This is a genomic window from Actinopolymorpha rutila (genome assembly GCF_013407855.1).
In the GTDB taxonomy this organism is placed as follows: Bacteria; Actinomycetota; Actinomycetes; order Propionibacteriales; family Actinopolymorphaceae; genus Actinopolymorpha; species Actinopolymorpha rutila.
Map to the genome: position 1 here is coordinate 1,984,479 of NZ_JACBZH010000001.1, position 12,107 is coordinate 1,996,585.

Sequence of the window (12,107 nt, forward strand, 5' to 3'; positions counted from 1 at the left end):
GACGTAGCGACGTCCGCCCCGGCCGAGGCGGCGCCGGCCGCGAGCGGCGAGCCGGCGAAGGTCCAGTCCGCGGCCGAGCAGCAGGCCCCGTCCGAGCGGGCAGCACAGGTGTCGGCCGGCTCGACCGAGCCCGCCGAACCCGCCGAACCCGCCGGTCCCCCCGAGCGCGACCGGCCTGCCGAGTCCACCGGATCCACCGGACAGCCGCAGGGCGGCCCCGAGGCTCCGGCCGCAGTGGCCTTCCAGCCGCCGACCGTGCTGTTCCAGCCGCCGGCGATCGAGACTCCGTCGACGGCTCCCGCCGAGAAGACCCCCGCTGGGGAGCCGGCCGAGTCCGGTGAGCAGAAGCCGTCGCGGCGCCGGCGTACCCGCGGCGGAGCGGCCGCGGAGGCTGCCGAGACCAACCAGACCGCCGAGACCGCCAGGACCGATCAGGCGGACACCGACAAGCAGGGCCAGCCGGACCAGGCCGCCGAGGCGGACAGCGCCGGGGCCGACGGCGCCGGCAGGTCCACCCGGGGTCGGCGCGGCCGCAGGGCCGAACCCGTCACCGACGAGGCTGACAGCGACGACTCCGACGACGGCGAGGAGTCCGAGGGCGGCCGCCGTCGCCGCCGCCGTCGCGGCGGACGCCGTAGGAACAAGAACGGCACCGACGACGACTCCACCGCGGACTCCACCTCCGACGAGGCCGCTCAGGCCGGCGCCGACGGAGCGGCGGAGTCTCCGGGCGCGGAGTCGGAGGACTCCGAGGACGACTCCGACGAGGACGGTGCTGGTTCGCGTCGCCGCCGTCGCCGGCGCCGCCGGCGCGGTGAGTCCACCGACGCCTCGCCGGACGACCCCGAGCACACCGTCGTCAAGGTGCGCGAACCCCGCAAGGGTGACGACGAGCCGAGCGCCCTGGAGGGGTCGACCCGGCTGGAGGCCAAGAAGCAGCGCCGTCGCGAGGGCCGCGAAGCCGGCCGTCGCCGGCCGCCGATCCTCACCGAGTCGGAGTTCCTGGCCCGCCGCGAGGCCGTCAAGCGGACGATGGTGATCCGTCAGCAGCGTGACCGGACCCAGATCGCGGTGCTCGAGGACGACGTACTCGTCGAGCACTACGTCACCCGCGAGTCGCAGTCGTCGATGATCGGCAACGTCTACCTCGGGCGGGTTCAGAACGTCCTGCCCAGCATGGAGGCGGCCTTCATCGACATCGGCCGCGGCCGCAACGCGGTGCTCTACGCGGGCGAGGTCGACTGGAACGGCCTGGGCCACGAGAACCAGCCCCGCCGGATCGAGCTCGCGCTCAAGTCCGGGCAGAGCGTGCTGGTCCAGGTGACCAAGGACCCGATCGGCCACAAGGGCGCCCGGCTGACCAGCCAGGTGAGCCTGCCCGGCCGCTACCTGGTCTACGTACCCCACGGCTCGATGAACGGCATCAGCCGCAAGCTTCCCGACACCGAGCGCAGCCGGCTCAAGGCACTGCTGAAGGACATCGTTCCCGACGAGGCCGGTGTGGTCGTACGCACCGCCGCCGAGGGCGCGAGCGAGGAGGAACTCTCCCGCGACGTCGCCCGGCTGAAGGCGCAGTGGGAGGCGATCGAGAAGAAGACCACCAACGGTCAGGCGCCCAACCTGCTCTCCGCCGAGCCCGACCTGCTCATCAAGGTCGTCCGGGACCTGTTCACCGAGGACTTCGCCCGCCTGGTCGTCTCCGGTGACGAGGCCTGGGACATGGTCGAGGGGTACGTCGAGCACGTGGCGCCGCACCTCGCCGACCGGCTGGAACGCTGGTCGAAGTCCGACGACGTGTTCACGTCGTTCCGGGTCGAGGAGCAGATCGTGAAGGCTCTGGACCGGAAGGTGTGGCTGCCCTCCGGCGGTTCGCTGGTGATCGACCGCACCGAGGCGATGACCGTCATCGACGTCAACACCGGGAAGTTCACCGGTGCCGGTGGCAACCTCGAGGAGACCGTCACCCGGAACAACCTCGAGGCCGCCGAGGAGATCGTGCGCCAGCTCCGGCTGCGTGACATCGGCGGGATCATCGTCGTCGACTTCATCGACATGGTGCTCGAGTCCAACCGCGACCTCGTGCTCCGCCGGTTGGTGGAGTGCCTCGGCCGGGACCGCACGAAGCACCAGGTGGCCGAGGTCACCTCGCTGGGCCTGGTCCAGATGACGCGCAAGCGGATCGGCACCGGCCTGCTGGAGTCGTTCAGCGAGCCGTGTGAGGCGTGCTCGGGGCGCGGCGTGAAGGTCCGCCTCGAACCCGTCGAGGCGGCGCCGTCGTCGCCCAACGGCGAGGAGGAGCCCAGCCGGCGCTCCCGCCGCCGGCGCCGTGGCGGCGGTGGTGGCGGCAACGGCGTCGCCGAGCCGGTCGATGCCGAGCCGGTCGACGCGGAGCCCGTCGAGTCCGAGCCGGTCGAGTCCGAGCCGGTCGAGTCCGAGCCGGTCGAGTCCGAGCCGGTCGACGCCGACGCCGAGGGCGAGGCCGAGAAGACCGAGGGTGACCAGCGGCCTGCCGAGCAGCCGGAGGCCCAGCCGGCGGAAGCCGAGCAGCCGCGTGCCGAGCAGGCGGATGCCGCACCGGCCGCTGCCGCACCGGTGGCCAAGTGGGTGGACGTCGGAACACCCCGTTCCGAGGCGGCCGAGAACGCGACTTCCGTGACCGCTGCCGGCACACCCGACACGTCCGGTACGCCCGATGAGTCAGGTACGCCCGAGCCCGCCGGTACGCCCGCGCAGTCCGTCGAGGCCGACCAGCCCACCCAGGTAGCGCAGCCGGCCCAGGAGACAGCCCAGGAAACGACCCAGCCGGCACAGGAGGAGGCGGCCCGCAACGGCGCGGAGCCCACCGGCAGGTCCGAGGAGCCGTCCGGTGCCCCCGAGGAGGAGTCGCCGGAGGACTTCGGTGGTCGTCCAGCACGTCGGCGCAGCCGCCGGCGAGTACCCGCGGAGTAGGCCGGCACGTGCCCGGTCAGAGCAGGAACACCCGGTGCGGGTGCCCGGTGGCTGGTCCACCGGCATCCGCGGGGTGGCCCGGCTTTGATCCAGGCCGAGGGCCTGCGGTAGTCTGATCCGTCGGCGCGGTGTCCGCGCCATCTTCGCGCGTCCGTTCCCCGCGACGCGCTCCCGAACGTCCGAAGAGAGTGAGACCAGCGGTGTACGCGATCGTGCGCAGTGGCGGCCGGCAGCACAAGGTGGCCGTCGGCGACGTCCTCGAGGTCAACCGACTGGCCGAGCAGACGGGTTCGACGGTGCAGCTTCCGGCCGTCCTCGTCGTCGACGGTGAGAGCGTCACGTCCGACGCCGCGGCGCTCGGCAAGGTCTCGGTGACCGCTGAGGTCCTCGGTGCCGCCAAGGGCCCGAAGATCCATATCCTGAAGTACAAGAACAAGACCGGCTACCGCAAGCGCCAGGGTCACCGCCAGGCGCTGACCAAGGTCAAGGTCACCGACATCAAGCAGGGCTAGTTCGGCAGGCACCACCTGCGGACCAACCCACCGAAGAAGACCAAGGGCTGACATCTCATGGCACACAAGAAGGGCGCTTCGTCCTCGCGGAACGGGCGCGACTCCACCTCCAAGCGACTCGGTGTCAAGCGCTACGGCGGCCAGCTCGTCGGCGCCGGTGAGATCATCGTCCGCCAGCGCGGCACCCACTTCCACCCGGGCTTCAACGTCGGGCGGGGCGGCGACGACACGCTGTTCGCGCTGTCGGCCGGCACCGTGGAGTTCGGTAGCCGCCGCGGTCGTCGGACCGTCAGCATCCTCCCGAGCGAGTAAGCACACCCGGACACATGTGGGCGGGGCGGGCCATCTGGGCCCGCCCCGTACCTGTTTGACCAGCGGTCACGCGACTGGCCGCGACGGTCCAGTCGGCGGTTCCAGCAGGGAGGAGGTGCGCCGTGGCGGTCCCCACGTTCATCGACCGGGTGACGCTCCACGTGGCCGGCGGTGACGGCGGTCACGGCTGCACCTCGGTTCACCGGGAGAAGTTCAAGCCCCTCGGCGGCCCGGACGGCGGCAACGGCGGCCGTGGCGGCAGCGTCGTCCTCGAGGTCGCGCCCAACCTCACCACCCTGGCCGACTACTACCACGCACCCCACCGCCGAGCCGCCAACGGCCGTCCCGGTCAGGGCAGCAACCGCGCCGGCGCCGACGGTGACGACCTCGTGCTGCGGGTGCCAGACGGCACGGTCGTCAGGACGACCGACGGTGAGGTGCTGATCGACCTGGTGGGCGCCGGCACCTCCTACGTCGTCGCCGCCGGCGGAAACGGCGGCCTGGGCAACGCCGCGCTGGCCTCGGCCCGCCGCCGCGCTCCGGGATTCGCACTGCTCGGTGAGCCCGGCGACCGTCGCAGCATCGTCCTGGAACTGAAGCTCGTCGCCGACGTGGGACTGGTCGGGTTCCCCAGTGCCGGCAAGTCCAGCCTGATCGCCGCCATGTCCCGAGCCCGGCCGAAGATCGCCGACTACCCGTTCACCACGTTGGTCCCCAACCTCGGCGTCGTGACCGCGGGCGACACGACGTTCACCGTCGCCGACGTCCCCGGCCTGATCGAGGGCGCGAGCGAGGGGAGGGGCCTGGGCCACGAGTTCCTCCGCCACGTCGAACGCTGCAGCGCGCTGTGCCACGTGATCGACTGCGCGACACTGGAGCCGGGCCGCGACCCGCTATCCGACCTGGACGTCATCGAGGGGGAGCTCGCCGCCCACGGCGGGCTGGAGGATCGTCCGCGCATCGTCGTACTCAACAAGGTCGACGTGCCCGACGCCCAGGACCTGGCCGAGCTGGTGAAGCCCGAGCTCGCCGCTCGTGGCCTGCACGTCTTCGAGGTGTCCGCCGCGACACACGCCGGCCTCGTCGAGCTGTCGTACGCCATGGCACGCCTGGTCCAGGGCCGACGTGCTGCGGCCCCGCCGGCCGAGCCCACCCGGATCGTGATCCGTCCCCGGGCCGTCGACGAGTCCGACTTCACCGTCACCCGCGAGGGCGACGTGTGGCGAGTGCGTGGCCGCCGTCCCGAGCGGTGGGTACGCCAGACCGACTTCAGCAACGACGAGGCCGTCGGCTACCTCGCCGACCGGCTCAACCGCCTCGGCGTCGAGGACAAGCTCCGCAAGCTGGGCGCCCAGCGCGGCGACGCGGTGGCGATCGGTGCGGAGGACAACGCCGTGGTGTTCGACTTCGATCCCAGCGTGGAGTCCGGTGCGGAGTTGCTGCAGGGTCCGCGCGGTAGCGATCCCCGCCTGGACGGCCGGTGACCGGCCGGTGACCAAAGGGCTGCGCACCGACGTGACGGCCGCCGAACGGGTGGTCGTCAAGGTCGGGTCGTCCTCGCTCACCACCTCGCGCGGCGGCATCGCCCAGGACCGCATCGACGCGCTCGTCGACGCACTTGCCACCCGCCGTGCCGCCGGCACCGAGATCGTGCTGGTCTCCTCCGGCGCGATCGCCACCGGCTTCGCGCCGCTCGGGTTGCGCACCCGCCCGCGTGACCTGGCCACGCAGCAGGCGGCGGCGAGCGTTGGCCAGGGGCTCCTCGTGGCCCGCTACACCGAGGCGTTCGGCCGGCACGGCTTCCGGGTCGCGCAGGTGCTGCTCACCCTCGACGACGTGACCCGGCGGTCCCACTACCGCAACGCCTACCGCACGATGGCGCGACTGCTGGAGCTCGGCGTGGTGCCGATCGTGAACGAGAACGACTCGGTGGCCACCGAGGAGATCCGGTTCGGCGACAACGACCGGCTGGCCGCACTGGTCGCCCACCTGGTGCACGCCGACCTGCTCGTCCTGCTGTCCGACGTCGACGGCCTCTACGACGGTGACCCGCGCCGGCCCGGCACCGCGCGGGTGGAAGAAGTACGCGGCGACGCCGACCTCGAGCACGTGTCGCTCGGGCGTTCCGGCCGGTCCGGCGTCGGCACCGGCGGCATGGCGACCAAGGTGGAGGCCGCCCGGATCGCGACCGCGGCCGGCGTACCGGTGGTGCTCTCCGACGCCGCTGACGCGGGCCGCGCCCTGGCCGGTGAACGCGTCGGCACCCACTTCCACCGGACCGGCCGGCGTCGCCCCACCCGGTTGCTGTGGCTCGCGCACGCCACCACGCCGCGCGGCCGGCTCCGGCTCGACAACGGCGCGGTGCGCGCGGTCTGCGAGCGCCGCGCGTCCCTGCTCCCGGCTGGGATCGTGGCGGTGGACGGCAGTTTCGAAGTGGGGGATCCGGTCGATCTGGTCGATCCAGAGGGTCGTACTGTCGCCCGCGGGCTGGTCAACTTCGACGCCCGCGAGCTTCCCGACCTGCTCGGCCGGTCCACTCGGGACCTCGCCCGTGAGCTCGGCCCCGCCTACGAACGCGAGGTCGTCCACCGCGACGACCTCGTGCTAATTCCCGAACGCGACCGTACGATCGCGCACACCTGAATCACGCACTAAGGAGGGCGGCGGTGTGAGCTCCGACGAGACGCGGATGTGGCACATCACCGTGACGGTGGCGGGCGACCCCCACGATCCGGACGAAGTACGCGCCGGGCTTGAACGCCTGGTGGAGGAGCGGCCGTTCCTGTTGACCGTGCGCTTCCAGGAGGACCGGGCGGAGGTGCGCTACTGGGAGCAGGCCACCGAGATCCTGGACGCGGCCTCGCTGGCACTGCGGCTGTGGACCGAGCACCGCGACAGCGCCGGCCTGCCCCAGTGGGAGGTCATCGGCCTGGAGGTGCTCGACCGGGACACCTTCACCATGCGCGTGGACGAGGGCACCGCACCGCCGCCGTTCGCGGGCATCGGCAGCGTCCGCCCGTACTGACGCTTCGCGGCCCGCTCAACCTGTCCGTCTGGTCCGAGGGACACGCCATAGGATCGGAAGCGTGACTGCTTCCGTGAACGCCGACGCCGGCACCGCAGGCGCCGACACCGACCGTGAGCGCGCGGCTGTCCTCGACGCCGCGGCCCGTGCCCGGGAGGCCGCCGTGGATCTGGCCGGCCGGTCCCGCGCCGACAAGGACGCCGCCCTGGCCGCGATGGGGGCCGCGCTGCGCGCCCAAGCGGCGAGCATCGTCACCGCCAACGCGGCCGACGTGGAGCGGGCCCGTGCGGCCGGAACGCCGGACGCGATCATCGACCGGCTGCGGCTGGACGAGGGCCGGATCGCGGCGATGGCCGACGGCCTGACCCAGGTCGCCGCGCTGACCGACCCGGTGGGTGAGGTGGTCCGCGGCTTCACGTTGCCGAACGGCCTGGAGCTTCGCCAGGTGCGAGTGCCGTTCGGCGTGGTCGGAATCATCTACGAGGCCCGTCCCAACGTCACCGCGGACGCGGCCGGCCTGTGCCTGAAGAGCGGGAACGCCGCCCTGCTGCGCGGCTCCTCCTCGGCGCGGGAGTCCAACGCCGCGATCGTCGACGTACTCCGGAAGGCACTGGTCGACGCCGGACTGCCCGCCGACGCGGTCCAGCTCGTACCCGGTGACAGCCGCGAGTCGGTCGGGCACCTGATGCGGGCGCGCGGACTGGTCGACGTCCTCATCCCGCGCGGCGGCGCGAGCCTGATCCGCAGCGTCGTCGAGGGTTCCACGGTCCCGGTCATCGAGACCGGGGTCGGCAACTGCCACGTCTACGTCGACGCCGAGGCCGACCTGGACATGGCCCTCTCGATCCTGCTGAACGCGAAGACCCAGCGCCCGAGCGTCTGCAACGCCGCCGAGACGCTGCTCGTGCACGCCGACGCCGCCGAGGCGTTCCTGCCGCGTGCGCTGGCGGCGCTGCGCGACGCGGGGGTGACGGTGCACGGGGACGCACGGGTCGCGGCGTACGACGAGAAGGTCGTCCCGGCCACCGACGCCGACTGGGACACCGAGTACCTCTCCCTCGACCTCGCAGCGGCCGTCGTCGACTCCCTCGAGGACGCCTGCCGGCACATCCGCCGGCACGGCTCGGGCCACACCGAGGCGATCATCACGCGTTCGCAACCGGCAGCCCGCCGGTTCGTCCAGGCGGTCGACTCCGCCGCGGTGCTGGTGAACGCCTCGACCCGGTTCACCGACGGCGGGGAGTTCGGGTTCGGCGCCGAGATCGGCATCTCCACCCAGAAGCTGCACGCCCGTGGGCCGATGGGCCTGCCCGAGCTCACCTCCACCAAGTACGTCGTGGTCGGCGAGGGGCAGATCCGCGGCTGACCCCGGCCGGCTGCCCGGGGCCCTTGCCGGCGGCCGGGCGCCGCGACCGGAGGGCTGCGGGGTAGGCTTTGCGGCCATGGCGTCCCTCGTAGTTCTCGCACAGGAAGGTCCGAAGCTGCCCTTTCCAGGGCCGGTGTTCGGGCTCATCGCCTTCCTGATCCTGGCCACCCTCCTGGCGATCACCCTCGCCTTCGGCAAGGGTCGACCGCACGCCTGAGTCCGACGACGGCAGATGCGTACGCACAGCCCGGCGGTCCGGAGGGCTTGGTGAGCGACCGACGTCCCCGACTGGGCGTGATGGGCGGCACGTTCGACCCCATCCACAACGGCCACCTGGTGGCCGCGAGCGAGGTCCAGGCCGACTTCGACCTCGACGAAGTGATCTTCGTGCCCACGGGCCAGCCCTGGCAGAAGGGCGCCCGGCAGGTCGCGGAGGCCGAGGACCGTTACCTCATGACGGTGATCGCCACCGCGTCCAACCCGAGGTTCTCGGTGAGCCGGGTCGACATCGACCGGCCGGGTCTCACCTATACCGTCGACACGTTGCGTGACCTGCGGGCCGCGCGGGGCCCGGACGCGGAGTTCTTCTTCATCACCGGCGCGGACGCGCTGACCCAGATCCTGACCTGGCGTGACGTCGACGAGCTGTTCCAGATGGCGCACTTCGTCGGATGCACCAGGCCCGGCCACACCTTCGAGATCGACGAGCTTCCCGAGGACGCCGTCACGCTCCTGGAGATCCCGGCGCTGGCCATTTCCTCCACGGAGTGTCGCGAACGCGTCGCGGCGGGTCGCCCCATCTGGTACCTCGTCCCCGATGGCATCGTTCAGTACATCAACAAGAGGCGGATGTACCTCAAGCCGTGAGATCCTGGAGTGGACCTTACGCCGAACAGATACGCCGTTCCGAAACGCTTGCCCCGGAATCGGCGAGAAAGGACCTCGTGCCCGCAACGACCGAAGCCGTCGAGCTGGCACAGCTGGCCGCCCGGGCCGCTTCTGACAAGCTGGCCCGCGACGTCGTCGCATTCGACGTCTCCGAGCGGCTCGCCATCGCCGACGCGTTCCTTCTGTGCTCTGCCACCAACGACCGTCAGGTCGGCGCCATCGTCCGGGAGATCCAGGACCGACTGGCCGCCGCCGGGTTCAAACCGTCCCGCCGCGAGGGCGACCGGGAAAACCGCTGGGTCCTGATGGACTACGGCGATCTCGTCGTTCACGTCCAGCACGTCGAGGAGCGCGCCTTCTACGCGCTCGAACGACTGTGGCGGGACTGCCCCGAGATCAAGCTCCCCGAGGCCGTCACCGTCGGAGCCGGGCCTCGCGACCTGGCCGGAGACATGCCGGGTGACATGCCGGACGACCTGCCCGGCGCGGAGGGACCGCGTCCCACCGGAACCGACGCGTGACCGCCGGCAGGTTGGTGGTCTGGCGGCACGGGCGGACCGAGTGGAACTTCACGGACCGCTTCCAGGGGCAGACCGACATTCCGTTGGACGAGGTGGGGCTGCGGCAGGCCGAGACCGCCGCAGTCCGGCTCGCGGCCCTGCGCCCAGCCGCCATCGTGGCCAGCGACCTGCAACGGGCCGCCCAGACCGCGGCGGCGCTGGCCCGGCTCACAGGGCTGGAGGTGTCGTACGACCCCGACCTGCGGGAGATCCACGTCGGGTCCTGGGCCGGCATGACGAAGGTGGAGTTCGCCGCCAGCCACCCCGACCTCCACGCCCGGATGGAGGCGGGGGAGGACGTCCGGCGCGGCGGCGACGGCGAGACGGTCGCCGAGGTCGCCGAACGCGCGGAGAAGGCGTTCCGGCGGGCCACGGAACTCGTCTCCGATGGCGAGACCATCGTGGTCGCCTCACATGGCCTGGCCACCCGGGTCGGAATCGCCCGACTTGTCGGTCTCGCGCCGGCACACTGGGACGCGTTCGGCGGGCTGAGCAACTGCTCGTGGGTGGTCTGCGAGCAGGGCCGGCGAGGCTGGCGGATCGTGGAGTGGAACGCCGGCACCCTGCCCGAGCCGGTGCTCAGCGACGACCGCTGAGACCCCGGCCGGGCAGATCCGGGTAGATTCGACGTCGGTCCGGGGTGGGTGGCAGACGGTCGGGATCTCCGGGGGTGCCCTGGTTTCGCCTGTGCCGGGCGGACCAGATAGAGTGGGCCGCGCCCACACGGGCGAAGGGGCTGTAGCGCAGTTGGTAGCGCACCTCCATGGCATGGAGGGGGTCAGGGGTTCGAATCCCCTCAGCTCCACACAGTAAGACCGCACGTCAGAGGCCGGTTTCCCACATCGGGACCGGCCTTCTTTCGCGCCGTACAGCAGTTAAGGTCCCAGCCCTCACGACAGCGCCTCCTCCGCTCCGAGGCTGTCGGCCAGCTTCTTGAGCGCGGCACGGTCAGTTCCGATGGAACGTGGGTGTAGATCTCCATCGTCACGTCGATCTTGCTGTGTCTCAGGATCTGCATCGCCACCCGCGGATGTACGTCGAGAGCAGCCAGCAGCGACCCGCACGTGTGCCGAGTGTCATGCAGTCGGATCACCCGCACGCCGGCCGTCGCACAACGGTTGGTGAAGCTGCGGCTGAAGTTCCTCGGCTCGATCGGACTGCCGTAGCGAGTGGTGAACACCAGCCCGTGCGGATCGGGCCGGCTCCAAACCGACGAGCCCAACCCCGGATGACGTCAGCGAGGTAATCGGGGGCAGCGAAGTTAGTGGGGGTCGGCTGGCACAGCGCTCCACTTGGCCAGTCGGAGATTGGCCACATCGAATAACCAGGCCAATCTCCGAATGGCATTTTGTTGTTCACGGCCGTCTCGGCCGGCGCCGCGGCTGGGTCAGCCTGGCTTGACCGCCAGCGTCGCAAAATAGTTCGACATGTATTGGGCGGATGCGTCGGATTGGTGCGGTGCTTCTGCGAAGCCGGTGAGAACGAACCCCGCGGCGAGTTGCCCGCCGATCTGGTCGGTGAGGGTGTGACTATATTCAAGAGGGGCATCCGCGCCGAACTTCGTGGCGCGTTCCTCGGCGGAATACTGCGTGACATCGCTGTACGGCAGCTTGTGCACGACGACCAGTTCGCCGCGCTCGTCGAGGGCCTCGTGGTCGAACAAGTACACATCAGGGTTGAGGAAGCCCACGAGCAGAGTTCCGCCCGGCCGCAGGACGCGGAAGCACTCACGCCACACCGGTGCCAGGCCAGGTACAAACAGGTTCGAGACCGGGTGGAACACAACGTCGAATGCTGCGTTGCCGAAGGCGCTGAGGTCGCGCATGTCACCCAGGACGGTGCGCAGCTCGAGTCCGTCGCGCGCCGCCACCATCTGGTCCTGGCCGAGCTGGCGGGGCGAGTTGTCGAACACGGTGACCCGCGCTCCTGCGGCGGCGAGGATCGGACCCTGCTGGCCACCGCCGGAGGCCAGGCACAACACGTCCTTGCCGGTCAGGTCCGTCGGCAGCCAGGAGCGGTCGACTGGCTCACGCCCGATGAGAACAATCGACCAGTCGCCCATGCGGGCGCGCTCGACATCCTCAGAACTCACCGGCCTCGTCCACTCGTTGCCCTCGTGGACATACTTGTCCCAGGCTGCCCGATTATGGGCACAGGGGTCGACGACAATGTCCTGCACGTTTAACTCCCTGCTACAGCCAAGCGGACACCAGCGGTACTGACAGTTCGGTGCCGCTAGCCAACACGATCACGGGTGGTAATCGTCACCACACCAGACGCCGACTGGCTCGCAGCCTTCACCCACCAACTCGTCGACGAGCGACTGTGTGCCTGCGGATCGCGGCCGAAACCATCCCCGCTCATGAGGCTGACCAACTCCGCGCGATCAGGCGCTATGCCTGGATCAGCGAAGAACACGCCGACGACTTCTGGGACCGGGTACTGCAACTGGTCCGCGAATTCTCCCAGCTACCCAGCGCCGACCAGGGAAAGCT

General features: G+C 70.9%; 13 protein-coding genes and 1 tRNA gene. 12 read left to right on the plus strand and 2 right to left on the minus strand.

Annotated features, from left to right (window positions below; translation table 11 throughout):
• Window positions 1-108: 108 nt before the first annotated feature.
• From F4554_RS08855 to F4554_RS08910, 12 genes are all read left to right on the plus strand, one after another.
• Window positions 109-2,949, plus strand: coding sequence for an Rne/Rng family ribonuclease (locus tag F4554_RS08855; RefSeq protein ID WP_476495491.1), 2,841 nt, complete (start codon window positions 109-111; stop codon window positions 2,947-2,949).
• A 200-nt stretch (window positions 2,950-3,149) separates the two neighbouring features.
• Window positions 3,150-3,461, plus strand: coding sequence for a 50S ribosomal protein L21 (gene rplU / locus F4554_RS08860; RefSeq protein ID WP_179786944.1), 312 nt, complete (start codon window positions 3,150-3,152; stop codon window positions 3,459-3,461).
• A 57-nt stretch (window positions 3,462-3,518) separates the two neighbouring features.
• Complete coding sequence (gene rpmA / locus F4554_RS08865) at window positions 3,519-3,773, plus strand: 50S ribosomal protein L27 (protein ID WP_179786945.1); 255 nt, start codon at window positions 3,519-3,521, stop codon at window positions 3,771-3,773.
• A 122-nt stretch (window positions 3,774-3,895) separates the two neighbouring features.
• On the plus strand, window positions 3,896-5,257 hold the full coding sequence (gene obgE, locus F4554_RS08870; RefSeq protein WP_179786946.1) for a GTPase ObgE: 1,362 nt from the start codon (window positions 3,896-3,898) through the stop codon (window positions 5,255-5,257).
• A 7-nt stretch (window positions 5,258-5,264) separates the two neighbouring features.
• The gene (gene proB / locus F4554_RS08875; protein ID WP_337795932.1) at window positions 5,265-6,416 is read left to right on the plus strand and encodes a glutamate 5-kinase; all 1,152 of its coding nucleotides are present in this window, start codon (window positions 5,265-5,267) and stop codon (window positions 6,414-6,416) included.
• A 25-nt stretch (window positions 6,417-6,441) separates the two neighbouring features.
• The gene (locus tag F4554_RS08880; RefSeq protein ID WP_238342553.1) at window positions 6,442-6,798 is read left to right on the plus strand and encodes a hypothetical protein; all 357 of its coding nucleotides are present in this window, start codon (window positions 6,442-6,444) and stop codon (window positions 6,796-6,798) included.
• Between the two features lie 73 nt (window positions 6,799-6,871).
• On the plus strand, window positions 6,872-8,164 hold the full coding sequence (locus tag F4554_RS08885) for a glutamate-5-semialdehyde dehydrogenase (protein WP_179791391.1): 1,293 nt from the start codon (window positions 6,872-6,874) through the stop codon (window positions 8,162-8,164).
• A gap of 76 nt (window positions 8,165-8,240) precedes the next feature.
• Window positions 8,241-8,381 (plus strand): hypothetical protein, encoded by a 141-nt coding sequence (locus F4554_RS08890; protein WP_179786947.1) that lies wholly within the window; start codon window positions 8,241-8,243, stop codon window positions 8,379-8,381.
• A gap of 47 nt (window positions 8,382-8,428) precedes the next feature.
• Window positions 8,429-9,031, plus strand: a complete 603-nt coding sequence (gene nadD, locus F4554_RS08895; RefSeq protein ID WP_238341246.1) for a nicotinate-nucleotide adenylyltransferase — start codon at window positions 8,429-8,431, stop codon at window positions 9,029-9,031.
• Window positions 9,032-9,108: 77 nt separating this feature from the next.
• Entirely contained in the window at window positions 9,109-9,573 is a 465-nt protein-coding gene (rsfS, locus tag F4554_RS08900) for a ribosome silencing factor (protein ID WP_179786948.1), read from the plus strand.
• Window positions 9,570-10,208, plus strand: a complete 639-nt coding sequence (locus F4554_RS08905; protein ID WP_179786949.1) for a histidine phosphatase family protein — start codon at window positions 9,570-9,572, stop codon at window positions 10,206-10,208. Before rsfS ends, F4554_RS08905 begins: the two co-directional genes overlap by 4 nt.
• Before the next feature lie 136 nt (window positions 10,209-10,344).
• A tRNA-Ala gene (locus tag F4554_RS08910) sits at window positions 10,345-10,417 on the plus strand.
• Here the strand turns inward: F4554_RS08910 and F4554_RS08915 are convergent.
• Both F4554_RS08915 and F4554_RS08920 read right to left on the minus strand, forming a co-directional pair.
• Entirely contained in the window at window positions 10,409-10,834 is a 426-nt protein-coding gene (locus F4554_RS08915) for a tyrosine-type recombinase/integrase (protein ID WP_202889215.1), read from the minus strand. The two genes, F4554_RS08910 and F4554_RS08915, sit on opposite strands and share 9 nt — an antisense overlap.
• Before the next feature lie 165 nt (window positions 10,835-10,999).
• Window positions 11,000-11,791 (minus strand): methyltransferase domain-containing protein, encoded by a 792-nt coding sequence (locus F4554_RS08920; protein ID WP_179786950.1) that lies wholly within the window; start codon window positions 11,789-11,791, stop codon window positions 11,000-11,002.
• Window positions 11,792-12,107: the final 316 nt, after the last annotated feature.